The following is a 14971-nucleotide window of genomic DNA, read 5'->3' on the forward strand; positions in this document are numbered from 1 at the left end:
CTCTTTTTTAAAACGAAGGCAAGGAAATAAAAGTTTGCCCGATTTCGGCTGGTCCCGCACAAGGCTGCTGCTTTTTCTATCCGCCAACGGTCAAAGGCTGATCCTCCCTTGTATCCGGCATCTGCTGATGTACCTTTATGTTCAGCACAATACCGATGGCCAGCATATTCGTCAGCAGCGAGCTCCCCCCGTAACTGATAAAAGGCAAGGCAATCCCGGTTAAAGGCATCATTCCGGTGTGCATCGCGATATTTTCGAAAATTTGCAGCGTAAGCATCGAAACAAGCCCTGCTATGATGTAAGCTCCTGCAGGGTCCACGCAATCAATCGCAATTCTCACCATGCGGTAAATCAGCATAAAATAGAGCAACAGCAGAACAGCGGAGCCAATGAAGCCGAATTCCTCCCCGATAACGACATAGATAGAATCGGCATAATGATAAGGAATAAAACCATTTTGCACAAAGGTACCCTGAAGGAAGCCTTTTCCGGTCATTTGTCCGGTGCCGACGGCAGCAATCGAGTTTAACACATGCCACGTTGCATCTGGATCGCTGGCCGGATCGAGAAAGGTTTGGATCCTCTTCCACTGATGCGGGCGGATAATCTTGAAAAACCATTCCTGATTGTAGAAGTATAAAGCCGCTACGGATGCGACGGCTGCCGCTCCCACAATAGCTCCCCACAGCACATGCAGCAGCCTGATGTTGGCCACCCAGAGCATGCCGATCAAAATGGCGATAAAAATAAGAGCCGATCCCAGATCAGGCTGTTTGAGCACCAAATAAAAAGGCAGGCCGGTAAGAAGAAGCCCCGGTACGATATCCTGCCAAAAGCGCAGCGGCTGGCCTTTGCGTCTTCCAAACCAGTAAGCGAGTACGAAAATGACAAACAGCTTAACGACCTCAGAGGGCTGGAACTGCATGAACTTGAGGTCAATCCAGCGCTGTGCCCCGTTCAAGTTCAGCCCGAAAAAACGAACATACAGCAGCAGAGCAATCCCCAGACCGTAAAAGATATAAGAGAACTTGCTCATCACCCACCGGTAATCAAGCAAGGACATGGCGATCATCGGTAAAAATAGAACGATATAAAAAACCAGATTATTAATATGAAGCCCCGCATACCGTGTTCCGTTGGTAGCACTATAAATAAGGGCGGTACTAATTATAGAAAAACAAGCAATAATGAAAATAATCGTCCAATCCAAATGGCGAAGCTTGGTTTTAAGTAGATACATAAAAGCTAAAATTCACATCCCTCGATCAACTCCGGTAGGATTGATAAATTTGGCTGAGCTGGCGAATGACGCGGTTGAGTGAATAATTTTTTTTGGCTCTTTCCTGCGCCGAGCGCGCCAATTGATAGCGGAATGAAGGATCGCCAATTAATTTTTCCAGCGCTGCCGCCAAGGCATGCTTGTCATCAGGCGGCACAAGAAGACCATTCCGGCCGTTCTCTATTTGCTCAGCAATACCGCCCACATCCGTACCTACAAGAGCAAGCAAACATAAGGCCGCCTCTGCAAACACAGAGCCGAACGCCTCCGCCCTGGATGGCAGTACAAAGATATCAAAAAAAGGCATAAACTCCTCGGGATGGAGCATGTAGCCGTAAAAAATCGTTTCCTCATAGATGTTCAAGCTGCTTGCCATCTCCTCGAGCTCCGTCCGAATCGGACCGTCCCCGATGATGTGCAGAACAAAAGGAATGTTCTTCTCCTTTAGTATGGCACAAGCCTGCAGCAGGATATCCAGCCCCTTGGCGGGAACAAGACGGCAAACCGTAATCAGCTGCGCAACCTTGTTCTCACGAGGCGTGGGGCGGAATCTCCGGTCATCGAAGCCGTTAGCAACAACCTCGATCCTCTCCGCATCCCGTACATAATCCTGCAGGTAACCCCGAAAAGAGTATGACACAGTAAGGATCTGTCCTACTCTTGTTTCCAGCTCATGATACAGCGATGTAAGAAAACGATGCTCAGGCCCATCTGCCGGAATGACTCCATTTAAAATCAATTCCCTTTCATAGCTGGAATGAAGAGTAACGATAATTGGGGTGTCCGGAAATAACTGCTGCAGGACTAGCGCCGGAATCGGATGATGAGCGTGTATTAAATCGAACTTCTGCTGCTGCAGCCTTAATTTGGACCACCAGAGATAGTCCTTATAAGTCTGAATGTATTTGTCTACAACGGGATGCCCCGCATATTTTGTCCAATCAAAGGTCTGAAAGACAAATTCCTCCGCTCCCTTGCCCCTGATCCGCTTAGGAAGATAGAACAGCTCCATTTCCCAGCCCTTCTTCGTAAATCTATCCTGCATATAAGGGACCATGGAAGAAACTCCGCCCGGCTGCTCCGGTGGAAAAAATAACGCCTGCAGTATATTCATACCTAATCCTCCTTGGAAGACCAAGTTTTTAATCAATATTTGAAGGATGGTTCACTATCTTATTGCCGCACATTTCATGGCATACATTGTTGCATTTTCAATAGCGTTCATTTCAAGAGCACTCAGTGCCGCATTTTCAATAGCGCTCATTTCATAGCACTCAGTGCCGCATTTTCAATAGCGCTCATTGTCCTATTGTCGCACTCTTGACCGCTGATGTCCATTCCTTTCAGCTGGATAGCAGAAAACCCTCCAGGCCCGCTTAGTCCGGAGGGTTCTTCTATAAAAATAGCACTCTTCGGAATGATCCAATTATCGTCCAAGTCATCAGTAGCTGCACATCTAAGTAGAAGAGGGGACGACCGCAGGTTTATCAGCATAGGATCTTAAATTAAGCAACAGAGCATTCCTTTCAGTAGGGTTACTTCTTGTTCTGTTCCTTAAGAATAAACAGCTCCTCCATGGGAACCTCCAGCACATCGCTCAGCTTCTTCGCCGAGCGTGGACCTACCGTCTTCATGGAACGCTCCAGCATACTAATATAAGTATGACTTAAGCCTGCCTTTCTTGCTAATTCCCGCTGGGACAATCCTTTCATAATTCGCTTTCTGGCAAAATATTCTGGCTTTGCAATGATCTTCAATCGAACCCCTCCTGTGTTCCCCTACTGTTCTTATTATAAAGAATTACATTTACTGTTGCAATCTTTTTAATTTACAAAAGCAATAAAATTAACTAATGTTGGAAGATAACATTCACAAATGTAAACTTTTGTGCTACAATTGGATACTAGTGTTGACCTAAAGCTCTTGGCCGCTCTGGACCGCTCTTGACCTCTGCTTTTAATTCCGCACGAAACTCTTCTAAGTTGGGACCATTACGAGTTCGGGGCTGTTAAATTCAAGTTCTGGTTCGTTACAAGTTTGGGACCGTTATATGCTCAGGACCGTTACAAAGCTCAGGATCTATACAAGTTCAGGACTGTTACAAGCTAAGGACTGTTACAAGCTAAGGACCGTTACAAGCTAAGAAGCGTTACAAGCTAAGAAGCGTTACAAGCTAAGAAGCGTTACAAGCTAAGAACCGTTACGGGTTCATGACCATATTTAAGGTTGTGTTGAACGATAAGGAGTTGGTAATGCGATGATGTTCTATGACAAGCTCCGCAAGTTGCGCAAGCAGCAAGGCTTCACTATACGCGAAGTTGCAGATCGCTCCGGCGTATCTCCCTCCTATATTTCCCAGCTCGAGAATGGCCAACGGGGAATTCCTTCGCCAGAGGTGCTGCACAAGCTATCCGCAGGGCTGAACACCTCCTATGCTGTGCTAATGCAGGAAGCAGGCTACCTCCAGCCGCTAACCGACATGGAGCCTCCTCCTCAAGTTCCGATTAACCTAAGAAGATTTATCCGGGAAAATGAACTGGAATATGACGGGCTGCACCTGACAGCAGAGGACAAGGAATGGATCGACCGGGTGCTTACAGCTCTTTTCTGGAAAGTTAAAAAAGAGCAGAAGCCTACGAACCAGCCGTAAGCTCTGCTCTTAACCGCAATCTTTAGTTTAGTTCCGCTCGCAGTATGGGATACACTAACACTCTTGCAGAGATAAAGCTGACCCTCGTGCACAAGTCGGACCAGCACTCGTTTCTTTATGCATACAGTATGGTTATGGCATATAGTATCGTTCGCTGCATGAGATCGCTGCGGTCCTTATTTGAGCAAAATCAGGGGAATAAAAATTGTAACGCTTGCCCTTGTCCTTATTTTGCTTCAGATCGCGGTTTTCCCGCCAAATTGTCACAAATAAGAGCGAGGAGGAGCGTTAGCGCAGAACATCTTGCACGGCAACGAACAGGTTAACCTTTCAGGACCTCTAGCTGGACGTTTTTTTAAAAGCAGCCACTTGAATTGGCCACTTAAATTCGTCACTTCAATTCATCGCTTGAATTGGCCGCATTAAGCGAAGTGAATGCGATGTGAGACTATCCTTCCACAATTTCGTTGACCTTTGACTCAGGCGAAACCTCCAACGTATCCAAATATTCTACGCATTCAATTTTACAATTGGGCCCGATGCGGATCCGCTCTCCCCGTACGACCTTGGCGTTGGTGTTTTCCAAATAAATAACCGTGCCTTCAATGCTGTCGGCTTTAAGGAGGGGCGTGGACTTGAACAAGGACAGCAGAGCCCCCCAGACTCCCTGTTTGCTCGTGACGCTTTCGATTTCAATGCGTTCCCCGCCAATTTCCCTGGCAAAGCTTGAGCCATATAAAATCCCTTGAACATGATGGGCGTTCAATTCCTTGCTGATCGAAAAGGTTCCTTTCGAAATAAACTCCTCGGCTTCAACCGTCTCCATGGAAATAGATCCTTGATTCTTGAGCTTGGTGGTGCGCAGCTGGCTGCCCTGGATGCTGCCGTTCACCGTCAGATTGGCAATATCCAGCACAGCATCGGATGAAGCGGAACCGTTAATCACACACTTCATCGCTTCGACATCCTCGTTGAATTTAACACTGCCGTTCACCGAAATCTCATTTATACGTGCTCTTCCTTTAAGAGAAGCCGAGCCATTTATTTTCAGCTGGTTCGCCTCGACATCCCCGCTTATTTTTCCCGATCCCGCTATCTTCACCCGGTTATACCGTCCTGCCGCAATCGTTCCGCTGCCCGACAGGGTAATATCCTCTACATCATTCGTTGTATGATTCATCCTTTCATCTCCCCTACTCTTAAGTGTATGATTCCGTGCAGCTCCTTGATTAATTCATCCAGCGGTACAGCAGCAAGCAAGTGTACATTCTCTCCAAACCAGACTCCAGCCCCCTGCTTCAGCATCGTAAAAAAGACTCTTCCATTGTGGCTATAGGCACGCACCTCATATTCACTTCCTGTGAGCTGCGGAATCCAATCTTTGGCACTACGGATCAACCGTTCCTGATCCCCTTCGCTTAATGAACATTGCCAGGTAAGGCGATTCGCAAGCAATACAAATAATAGCTCAATAAACAAAAACTCTCTTTTCATCAAATAGTGAGCAAATTTGTCCGTTAAATGTGAGTCAAGCTCAGGAATACTGCGGATTAAGCTTAATTCATAGCTTCTTTTGTCCAGGGAAGGGGAGAAAAGCTCGCCTAGCTCTTCAAGAGAATACCGGTCCTTCAATTCCTGGATGGTTCTTACTCGTTCCAGCATTTGCTCCCTTGGAAAAAAGGTTTCCTGTCCCGTAAAGCTGGACTGCTTGACAAACCAGGACTCCGGAATTAAATGCTGCCTTTTCCAGCGATACAGCTGCCCATAAGAAATTCCAGTTATTTTCAACAGATCTTTCTTGGATATCCATTCATTAGAATCCATGGACGCCTCCTTAAATGGCCTGACAAATCCTTGCTGAGTCTTAACTTCTTCCTTAAAATGAAAAGCCCGTTCTCTCTCGGCAGAGACGCGAGCGGAATAAGTCTTTACACGTCAGCTCTTTCCCTTCCAATTGTAACAAAACATTGTTACGCCATCAACAAAAAAATGCATCCTTATCCTTGTTCTACTTTTATTCTTATTCCTATTCTTTTTCCTATTCTTTTTCTCTTTAGGAAAACTAGCATAATAGGCAGCAGGCAAGAATATATTTTAATAAAGTGAACCGGAAACAGCCCTCCGAACGAGGCTTGTACTCCCAAGTTGCAAACCAGCACCCTTAGCGGGGCTTCAGATGGTATACCGTTATTTCCGGACGGCAATTCCAGCGCAAGGGCAGCTTAACAGTTCCTAAACCGCGATTTATTCCGAAAAATTGCCCGGACGCATACTCCCTGACTCCACAGTGATAATGGCGGTAAGCTCCCCATGTCCGGTTATGCAGGCGGACCTGGCCGCCGTGCGTATGCCCGGTGAGCAGCAAATCAATTGGCAGGCTTCTCTCCTCGATGTAGTGAATAATGGAGGGCGAATGAGCAAGCACCAGACGGTAAATCGGGTCGGCAGTCAAAAAAGAGGGGGAAGTTCGTTCATTGCCATAAATAGAATTATCAAAACCATAGATTAACAGCCGATTGCCTTTACATTGGAGTACCTCTCCGTCATTTAGCAGCATTTGAACGGGGCTGCCGGGAGCTGAAAGAGCGGGGGGAAGAACAATAGACTCTTTGAAAAACAACCGCCGCTGCTGCTCCCGCTCATAGTTCCCGGGAACAAAATATATAGGGCACCTTGCAGCGATGAGAGCGAGTTCGTTCATAACCCGGGACAGCTGAGCCTGTCTCGTGGCCAAATCGCCGGTTAGGCAGACGAGGTCTGGCTCAAGCCGCCGTACCAGCTTACTCAAGCGCCCGTTCACCCAGCGGAGAGAGCCATGAAGATCAGACAAATGAACGACAGTAAGGGCAGTAGTTAATTGTGTGCTGCCCAGACTTACTTGGCGGATATCCACCCATTTGGTATGGTAGCTCCAAAGGCCGGCCAATCCGCCTGCGCCGGCTATAGCGATAGATGCCCCCAATGTCAACAATGCAAATTCCTCCTTATCCTTCAACAAGAATTGCCCATATTGAATGAAATCTTAAAACCGTGTTAGCCCTGTGGCGATAACAAGGCTCTCAAATGGGCTATTCATAGATTCTTTTTTTCGAACATGGTATAATTATCCCCTCAGCTTTTGTTCCCCGACCTCGCATTTCGCGGGCTGACGGAAGTGCGGGAGTCATTGTCCACGGTTTCGAGTGGTCATTTGCACTCCTTATTAGTTGTAGGGGAGGCCTGTCCTTTCCACACCGCCCTCATTCATCCAGCCGCGAATTCAGGCTTTATCCCTTTCATACATTGGAATTCTGTCTGAAATATCCTGCCTGAGAGGCAAGGGGTTCACCATTTCCGGTAGACCGACCTCCGCCATGCAGCCAAACACCATGCGCTGGGAACTGCGCGCGATACGTTGTTACCAGGTCTTTCGGCACGGGTCTTTCGTTTTTTAGTCAGCATCTTTTGCAAGTGTAGGCGCAGAATGCCCGATTGAGAACGAGGGTTGCACAAGATGTTCATTTTTATATAGGAGGCGTTAGGCTTGGCTACTAAATGAATCCTGTATGCACCTATAGCCGCCGTTGTTGTCTTTATTATCGTATACAGCTACGCATCGGCCGATCCCAGCATGGCATCGTTAGCTTCACTGCTGCTTACTTTTACGCTGATTGTGACTCCATGGATATTTCTGTATTGGTTTATCCGTCTGGTGCGAGCCTATGAGAAAAAGAACAATCCTTAACCTTAAGGCCAAAATCCCGCTTTTTTAAACCCGGTACCGGTATTATAGAACGTGAAAGTGGGCAAACGATAGTTAGTGACAATACATTTTGACGGCTGTAGAATGACTTGCTGTAACGGATTTCAAAAAGAAACCAAACATGGTTTATCTGCCGCAATCCAGCATGAAAATAGCTGAGGCTGGCGGGGTTCGCGGGCTGCGCAGGCTTGTTGCCTGCATTTTGTACGAAATGTCGTACAAATGCATAGGGTTGAAGGGCGATTACCGGGATTTGTATGAAACGTCGTACAAATACAGGGGATTGAAGTGCAATTACCCAAGATTTGTATGTCAAATCGTACAAATGCACGTGATTGAGGTGCGATTACCCGAATTTTGTATGACAAATCGTACAAATGCAGGGGTTTAAGGGCACAGCCAACCATAGCCAGCGTTTTGGACGAAACATTGTACAAGCTCTCCTTATCATGTGATTGAGGTGCGTTCTCCCGAGATTGTACATTATGCAGAGCTTGTTATTTTCACAGAAAACCATCACCCTTCCCACAAGAACGTAAGTCATTTCCACTTCAGGAATGTATGTCATTTTCATTTCGGGTATGTAAGTCACTTCCATTTCGGAGATGTAAATTATTTCCATTTTCGGAAGCGTACATCCACCATTTAACACGTGCGTCTTATGCTTTTTTAAGACCGTAGCGTCTTACCGCTTTTCAAGAATGTATGTCCTAAGCTTTATGGGTGTGCGTTTCAAGCTTTTAAAAACATAAGTCTTATGCTCTACAAGAGAGCACAACTCACAAGAGTGCATGCGCGTCTTAAAAGAACGTACGTTTTACGCATAGACCAAGAATCATGCCTAATCTACTGTTAGAAAAAAGGAGCCTTTCCCGTGAATCCGGAACTGCCCCCGTTATTTATCCAACGTATCCGCCGTCAGCTTGGAGAAGACGCTGATGCCTTTTTGCACAGCTACAAAGAGCCAAGAACATTTGGCCTGCGGTTGAATCCGCTTAAACTGTCCGCCAGCGATGAGAACTTTGACTATATCAAGACCTTGTTTGGCTTGGAACCAGTTCCCTGGTGCCCTACAGGCTATTACTATGAGGAAGCTTCACGGCCGGGCAAGCATCCCTTCCACCAGGCCGGACTTTATTACATTCAGGAGCCCTCGGCGATGTCGGCTGTTGAGCTGCTTGCTCCGCGGCCCGGTGAGACCGTTTTGGATCTGGCAGCAGCCCCGGGCGGCAAAGCCTCTCAAATTGCAGGCAAAATGCAGGGACAGGGATTGCTTATTGCGAATGAGATTCATCCAGGCAGAGCCAGGATCCTCTCGGAAAACTTCGAGCGAATGGGTGTAGCCAACGCCGTGGTCACGCAGGCAGCTCCAGATGAACTGGCCGCCAGATTTCCGGCTTTTTTTGAACGCATTCTGCTCGACGCTCCCTGCTCGGGAGAAGGCATGTTCCGCAAAGACGCAGAGGCAATCGGCGAATGGTCTCCCCAGCATGTCGATTACTGCGCGGTAAGACAGTTAGACGTTATCCGCCATGCCGTCACGATGCTGAAGCCCGGGGGTGTGCTGGTTTACTCGACCTGTACGTTTTCTGAAGAGGAAAACGAAGGCGTCATCGAGCAGCTGCTGGAGCAATACCCCGGCCTCGAGCTGCTGAAGACGGAGAGGCTCTGGCCGCATCGCCACCGCGGCGAAGGCCATTTCGCCGCAGTTCTGCGCCTGACCGCGGGCGGCGGGGCTGCACGCGGCGCGGAGCCGCAGACGTCTGCGGCGGAGGCCTTTCGCGTGCAAGCCCCTCGCCGCAGCGCAGAATCGGCCGTCTGGCATACGGCCGATTCTGCCGCCGCCGGCGCGGACCCGCACGCGGCTGGTGCGGCCAACGCGCACGCGGCTAGCGCAGCCGACGCGCATGCCGCTGGCGCAGCCGTGACGCGCGCAGACGGGCGCAGCCATCGCGCGGAGCGGCGCCGCCAAGGGCGAAGCGGGCGCGGCAAAGCCGCCCGCCATGCCGCCCGCAGGGACGGCGCCGCGCTCGAGGCTTATGAGCTGTACAAGCTGTTCGCCGGGGAAGCAGAGCTCCCCATCCCCGCCGACGGGGATGGGGAACCTCTGCTGTTCGGCGAACAGCTGTATTGGCTGCCTACAGACCGGCAGCAAAGCTTCAGCTCATCCAGCCTCCGCGGGCTAAAGGCGCTGCGGCCCGGCCTGCATCTCGGCACCGTCCGCAAAGGCCGCCTGGAGCCGGCGCACGCGCTTGCTCTGAGCCTGCCGCCCGCTGCGCGCAACAAAGCCTTCGGGCAGCAGCATCGCTTGGAACCCGAAGGCCGGGAAGTGTTAGCTTATTTACGTGGTGAAACGCTGGCCAGTGCTCACGGGCTCAAAGGGTGGACCCTTATCACCGTTGCCGGCTATCCGCTCGGCTGGGCCAAAGCGAGCAACGGCCAGCTGAAGAATCACTACCCTAAAGGACTGCGACTGCGCTGAGAAAAGCGCAGCTGAATATCCTGCATCCGGTTGTTTTCGCTTTTCAGCTTCATTTCAATTCTCTCCATGCGCTCGCGAATTTCCTCGCCAACGCTTTCAGGAAGCTCTGCTTCCTGAAGGGACTTCGTAATGTACAAGAGGCAGTAGAGCATATCCTCCATTGCCTCTTTTTTATTTCCGTTCAATACGACATCAGCCAGAAATACGAGGTGGCTCAATTCCTTTTGCGAAAAAATCACGGGCTTCCCTCCAACCGGTCCGTGCAAGGTTAGATTTCAGCCTGTCCCTGCCGACGCTCTTTCTTCTATTATCCCTCTTTTTGTCGAATAATGGAAGTTTTTTTCAGAGCGGCGTTCCGGTTTTGCGAAGATAAATAATCCAATATAAGTCCTGCCGTTTCTTCAATTGCTTTATTGGTCACATCGATAACCGGGCAGTGAAGCGACTTCATCACTCGTTCCGCATACTCAAGCTCCTCCATCACCCTGGCTGATGTCGCATACTTAGCTCCGAAAGGAAGGCCGGCGCTTTTCAAGCGCTCCGTTCGGATAGTGAGCAGCTGCTCGGCCTTCATCGTCAATCCGATCACCTGTCCGGAAGCGAGATGGGCCAGCTCAACAGGCGGCTTTACTTCAGGAACGAGCGGCAAGTTAGCCACCTTGTAGCCTTTGTGGGCGAGGTAGATGCTCAGCGGAGTTTTGGAGGTCCGGGACACCCCAATTAACACGATATCAGCAAGCAGCATACTCTGCGTGTCCCGCCCATCATCGCACTTGACGGAGAACTCCATAGCCTCCACGCGTCTGAAGTACAAATCATCCATTTGGTACAGGAGGCCCGGCTTTCTTTTGGGCGAACCATTGAAAACCTCCATATAGGCCTCCATTACCGGACCCATTACATCAATCGCCCGGACTCCCTGACGGATTGCTTCTTCCCGCATCATTTCCCTCAGCTCGGGCTGAACCAGCGTGTAAACGACAAACGCTTTTTGCCTGGCCGCCTGCTGCAGCAGCTCGATGATTTCCTCTTCTTCTTTAATATGCCCGATCCGCCGGAGACTCGCCGCTGTGGCGTCGAACTGGCGCAGCGTAGCCTGAACGACTGCCTCAGCCGTTTCCCCTACTGCATCAGAGCAAATGTAGATAATCGGCTCTGCTTCCTTGTTCATGATCGTCCCCCTTACTCGTTAAAGCCCGGCGGTTTGGCCAAATCGACCAAAAGCCGCGTCATTGTTGTTTTCGTAATCCGCCCGACAACCTCAGCCTTCTCTCCCCCGGAGTCGCCGTCGGCATAGACGACCACCGGCAGACTGTCAATGTCGTGATGAATCATTTTTTGTCCGGCTTCAAGCACCGGATCATCCGGTGTGACGGTAATCAGGTTCGGTTTGCGGGTCATGACAAGACTTACCGGCATCTGCGCAGCGGCCTGGTTGCCAAGCGTCACTTTTAGCAGATCCTTGCGCGAAATGACCCCTTGTAAAAAACCCTCCCCATCCGTAACAACCAGGCTGCCTACGTTTTCCAGGAACAGGGTGACTACGGCATCATTGACGGTCGTCGTTTCATGAACGATGACAGGCAGAGCCTGCACATCTTTCACCTTCATCTCGGAGATCCGGCCCCATTGGCTTTCGGGGGAGAGTGCAGCTCCCGGAAAATAACCGACCTTGGGCTTGGCGTCCAAATACCCGAGCATGACAAGCAAAGCAAGATCGGAACGAAGCGTAGGCCGGCTTACCCCTAACGTTTCGGCAATTTGCTCGCCAGTAATCGGCGCCCGGGAATGAACGAGCTGGACGATTTCCTGTTGACGGCTAGATAGTTCGATGATACATCTCTCCTTGTCCATACTGCCCGGCCGTTGGCCTGACGGCTTAGCATTGCTTGCCCTTTTATAAAGCTTTCGTTCCTGTGCAGCCCAGCTTTTCGAAGGGCGGGGGCGTACGCCCCCGATTCATCCGCTGTACGCTACGGTTTTTGAAGCTGCCGCTGCCTGGGCTGCAGCCAAACGTGCGATTGGCACCCGGTAAGGAGAGCAGCTGACGTAATCAAGCCCTGCGGAATGGCAGAAAAAGATCGAATTCTTCTCCCCGCCATGCTCTCCACAAATGCCTGCTTTCAAGTCCGGTTTGACGGAGCGTCCCTTATTCACAGACATTTCGATCAGCTGGCCTACGCCTTCCGTATCCAGCACTTCGAACGGATTCTCAGGCAAAATCCGATTCTCTACATAATAGGCAAGGAATTTTCCCTCAGCATCATCGCGGCTGTAACCGTAGGTCATTTGTGTCAAATCATTGGTGCCATAGGAGAAGAAGTCGGCATGGCTTGCAATTTGATCGGATAGCAGCGCAGCGCGGGGCACTTCAATCATCGTGCCTACCTTGTATGGAAGTTCCTGGCCGGCAGCAGCGAGTAACCGTTTGGCCTCACGATGGACCATTTCCTTCAAGATTTCCAGCTCTCTCGGATGACCTACCAGCGGAATCATGATTTCTGGAATTACGCGGATTCCTTCCGAACAGCAGGTTATCGCAGCCTGAAAGATAGCCTGAACCTGCATCTCGTATATCTCCGGCAGGACGATCCCGAGCCGGCAGCCCCGCTGACCCAGCATCGGGTTGGCCTCATGGAGTCTCTTGACCTTACGGATCAGCCGCTCCAGCTCCTCTCTTTCCTCCCCATAGCGGTTATCCTCATTATTCCCTGTGGAGAAGGCAGAGTCAAGTGAAGAAAGGCGCTCCTGCAGCTGCTCCAGATCAGGAAGAAACTCGTGGAGTGGCGGGTCCAGCAGCCGGATCGTAACGGGAAGCCCGCTCATTGCCCGGTACAGGCCCTCAAAATCACTTTGCTGCATAGGCAGAAGCCTTTGCAGTGCCGCTGCACGCTCCTCGGCTGTTTCAGCGAGAATCATAGCCTGCACCACGGGCGACCTCTCCGCTGACATAAACATATGCTCCGTCCGGCATAATCCGATACCCTCAGCCCCGAATTCCCTCGCCTTGCTGGCATCGGCAGGATTATCCGCATTCGTATAGACCTTCAATTCGCGAATATCATCCGCCCACTGCAGCAGCTCCAGAAGCTCAGCCGACATTTCCGGTTCGGTAAGGGGCACGGTTCCCCGAATAACTCTGCCGGTTGCGCCGTCGATCGACAGCCAATCGCCCTCCTTGACCGTCTGTCCCCCTACGCTGAAAGCATCCTGCTCAATACGAATCTCTTCACAGCCGCAAACACACGGCTTCCCCATACCCCTGGCTACAACCGCAGCATGGCTCGTCATCCCTCCACGGCTGGTCAGAACGCCTTCAGCGGCAATGACACCATGAATATCATCAGGATTCGTTTCCATACGGATCAGAATGACCTTCTGGCCCGCTTTGGCCCACTGCTCGGCTTTGTCAGCGTCAAACACAGCTACACCTGCAGCCGCTCCCGGAGAGGCGGGCAAGCCTTTGGCCAATACATCGAGGGTGGCGCTCGAATCGATCGCCCGGTGCAGCAGTTGATCCAGATGTCCCGTTTCTATTCGCAGCAGAGCTTCCGTCCGGGATAGAATACCTTCGTGCACCAGATCTACGGCTATCTTCACAGATGCCTGGGCTGTACGCTTTCCATTTCTCGTTTGCAGAAGATACAGCTTGCGATTCTCCACCGTAAACTCTATATCCTGCATGTCCCGGTAATGCTTTTCGAGCTGCTCGCAAGTGGCCAGCAATTGCCGATAAGTCTCCGGCTGACTGCGCTCAAGCTCCGATACCGGCAAGGGCGTCCGAATGCCGGCAACAACATCTTCACCCTGAGCATTGATCAGATATTCCCCGTACAAGCCTTTCTCCCCGGTAGAGGGGTTTCGGGTAAATACAACACCTGTACCGCAATCATCTCCCAGATTACCAAATACCATCGCCTGAATATTGACAGCTGTACCCAAATCATCAGGAATCCGATGAGCCCGGCGGTATACAACCGCTCTCGAATTGTTCCAGGAGCGGAACACCGCATTGATTGCCAGTTCAAGCTGTTCGTGAACATCCTGCGGAAAAGGACGGCCTGCATGACTGGCAAAAGCTTTCTTATATTGATTAATTAACGTCTGCCAATCTTCTTGCGGCAAGTGATCCAGAGAGTCAGTATCCGTGTTAGACTTCATCGAATGATACAGCTGCTCGAAGTAAATATTTTCAATACCGTAAACAACCTCCCCAAACATCTGGATAAAACGCCGGTAGCAGTCGTAAGCGAATGAAGGCTTGCCTGAAGAGCGGGCCAGCCCTTCCACAGTCCGGTCGTTAAGCCCCAGGTTTAGAATCGTGTCCATCATCCCCGGCATCGAGTGGACGGAGCCGGAACGGACAGATACGAGCAGCGGAGCCGATTCAACGCCTCCGAATGTTTGGTTTTTAGCTCCCTCGAGCCTTTTCATCGCCAAAGCAACTTCATCGATCAGCCCTTCCGGAAGCTTTCCATCCTCCTCATAGTACCTCCGGCAAGCATCAGTTGTAATAGTAAAACCGGGCGGGACCGGCAGACCATGTCGGGTCATTTCCGCAAGATTCGCCCCTTTGCCTCCCAGCAGTGATTTCATTTCGGCACTTCCTTCATGAAAATCCATAACATACTTTTCCCTCATACTCCTGCTCCTCCCCATGTATAAGCATCGTTTCCAACTCCTATATAAGACATACCATATATTTTTATAATACACAATATATAATTTAAAACCGAGCTTAAATATGTACTATTATCTTTAATTTACAATTTACACTTTCCTGCGTTTGCCCCATTTAATTGTTTTTATCAATATACA

General features: G+C 50.2%; 12 protein-coding genes. 2 read left to right on the plus strand and 10 right to left on the minus strand.

From position 1 onward, the window contains the following. Positions 1 to 76: 76 nt before the first annotated feature. From PSHG_RS27890 to PSHG_RS16365, 3 genes are all read right to left on the minus strand, one after another. Positions 77 to 1240 carry an FtsW/RodA/SpoVE family cell cycle protein gene (locus tag PSHG_RS27890; protein WP_010274762.1) on the minus strand — a complete coding sequence of 388 codons (1164 nt, stop codon included), beginning with the start codon at positions 1238 to 1240 and terminating at the stop codon, positions 77 to 79. A 25-nt stretch (positions 1241 to 1265) separates the two neighbouring features. Next, positions 1266 to 2393, minus strand: coding sequence for a glycosyltransferase family 4 protein (locus PSHG_RS16355; protein WP_010274764.1), 1128 nt, complete (start codon positions 2391 to 2393; stop codon positions 1266 to 1268). A gap of 421 nt (positions 2394 to 2814) precedes the next feature. Next, positions 2815 to 3036: a helix-turn-helix domain-containing protein gene (locus PSHG_RS16365; RefSeq protein ID WP_010274766.1), complete on the minus strand. Its 222-nt coding sequence runs from the start codon at positions 3034 to 3036 to the stop codon at positions 2815 to 2817. A gap of 500 nt (positions 3037 to 3536) precedes the next feature. Here PSHG_RS16365 and PSHG_RS16370 point away from each other — a divergent pair, with 500 nt between their 5' ends. Continuing rightward, positions 3537 to 3929: a helix-turn-helix transcriptional regulator gene (locus PSHG_RS16370; protein WP_010274768.1), complete on the plus strand. Its 393-nt coding sequence runs from the start codon at positions 3537 to 3539 to the stop codon at positions 3927 to 3929. 448 nt (positions 3930 to 4377) lie between these two features. On the opposite strand, the gene PSHG_RS16375 is transcribed toward PSHG_RS16370, so the two are convergent. From PSHG_RS16375 to PSHG_RS16385, 3 genes are all read right to left on the minus strand, one after another. Further along, entirely contained in the window at positions 4378 to 5109 is a 732-nt protein-coding gene (locus PSHG_RS16375; RefSeq protein WP_010274771.1) for a hypothetical protein, read from the minus strand. After that, on the minus strand, positions 5106 to 5753 hold the full coding sequence (locus PSHG_RS29465; RefSeq protein WP_010274774.1) for a DUF4004 family protein: 648 nt from the start codon (positions 5751 to 5753) through the stop codon (positions 5106 to 5108). The genes PSHG_RS16375 and PSHG_RS29465 overlap by 4 nt, the downstream gene beginning before the upstream one ends. A gap of 337 nt (positions 5754 to 6090) precedes the next feature. After that, positions 6091 to 6900: a metallophosphoesterase gene (locus PSHG_RS16385; protein ID WP_010274777.1), complete on the minus strand. Its 810-nt coding sequence runs from the start codon at positions 6898 to 6900 to the stop codon at positions 6091 to 6093. Positions 6901 to 8545: 1645 nt separating this feature from the next. Between PSHG_RS16385 and PSHG_RS31555 the strand changes: the two genes are divergently transcribed. Beyond that, positions 8546 to 10153, plus strand: a complete 1608-nt coding sequence (locus PSHG_RS31555; RefSeq protein WP_010274778.1) for an RsmB/NOP family class I SAM-dependent RNA methyltransferase — start codon at positions 8546 to 8548, stop codon at positions 10151 to 10153. Here the strand turns inward: PSHG_RS31555 and PSHG_RS16395 are convergent. From PSHG_RS16395 to ppdK, 4 genes are all read right to left on the minus strand, one after another. After that, positions 10126 to 10392 (minus strand): hypothetical protein, encoded by a 267-nt coding sequence (locus PSHG_RS16395; protein ID WP_010274781.1) that lies wholly within the window; start codon positions 10390 to 10392, stop codon positions 10126 to 10128. The genes PSHG_RS31555 and PSHG_RS16395 overlap by 28 nt on opposite strands. 68 nt (positions 10393 to 10460) lie before the next feature. After that, positions 10461 to 11324, minus strand: a complete 864-nt coding sequence (locus PSHG_RS16400) for a pyruvate, water dikinase regulatory protein (protein WP_010274782.1) — start codon at positions 11322 to 11324, stop codon at positions 10461 to 10463. Positions 11325 to 11335: 11 nt separating this feature from the next. Next, the gene (locus PSHG_RS16405) at positions 11336 to 12007 is read right to left on the minus strand and encodes a helix-turn-helix transcriptional regulator (protein ID WP_010274783.1); all 672 of its coding nucleotides are present in this window, start codon (positions 12005 to 12007) and stop codon (positions 11336 to 11338) included. A gap of 105 nt (positions 12008 to 12112) precedes the next feature. Further along, on the minus strand, positions 12113 to 14794 hold the full coding sequence (gene ppdK, locus PSHG_RS16410) for a pyruvate, phosphate dikinase (RefSeq protein WP_010274784.1): 2682 nt from the start codon (positions 14792 to 14794) through the stop codon (positions 12113 to 12115). Positions 14795 to 14971: the final 177 nt, after the last annotated feature.

It is taken from the genome of Paenibacillus senegalensis JC66 (assembly GCF_000285515.1).
GTDB lineage: Bacteria > Bacillota > Bacilli > Paenibacillales > NBRC-103111 > Paenibacillus_L > Paenibacillus_L senegalensis.

Bases quoted from the DNA above. Each gene is read 5' to 3' on its own strand.
- PSHG_RS29465 (WP_010274774.1), bottom strand. From the start codon at position 5,753: ATGGATTCTAATGAATGGATATCCAAGAAAGATCTGTTGAAAATAACT.
- PSHG_RS16375 (WP_010274771.1), bottom strand. From the start codon at position 5,109: ATGAATCATACAACGAATGATGTAGAGGATATTACCCTGTCGGGCAGC.
- PSHG_RS16400 (WP_010274782.1), bottom strand. From the start codon at position 11,324: ATGAACAAGGAAGCAGAGCCGATTATCTACATTTGCTCTGATGCAGTA.
- PSHG_RS16370 (WP_010274768.1), top strand. From the start codon at position 3,537: ATGATGTTCTATGACAAGCTCCGCAAGTTGCGCAAGCAGCAAGGCTTC.
- PSHG_RS16355 (WP_010274764.1), bottom strand. From the start codon at position 2,393: ATGAATATACTGCAGGCGTTATTTTTTCCACCGGAGCAGCCGGGCGGA.
- PSHG_RS27890 (WP_010274762.1), bottom strand. From the start codon at position 1,240: ATGTATCTACTTAAAACCAAGCTTCGCCATTTGGATTGGACGATTATT.
- PSHG_RS16405 (WP_010274783.1), bottom strand. From the start codon at position 12,007: ATGGACAAGGAGAGATGTATCATCGAACTATCTAGCCGTCAACAGGAA.
- ppdK (WP_010274784.1), bottom strand. From the start codon at position 14,794: ATGAGGGAAAAGTATGTTATGGATTTTCATGAAGGAAGTGCCGAAATG.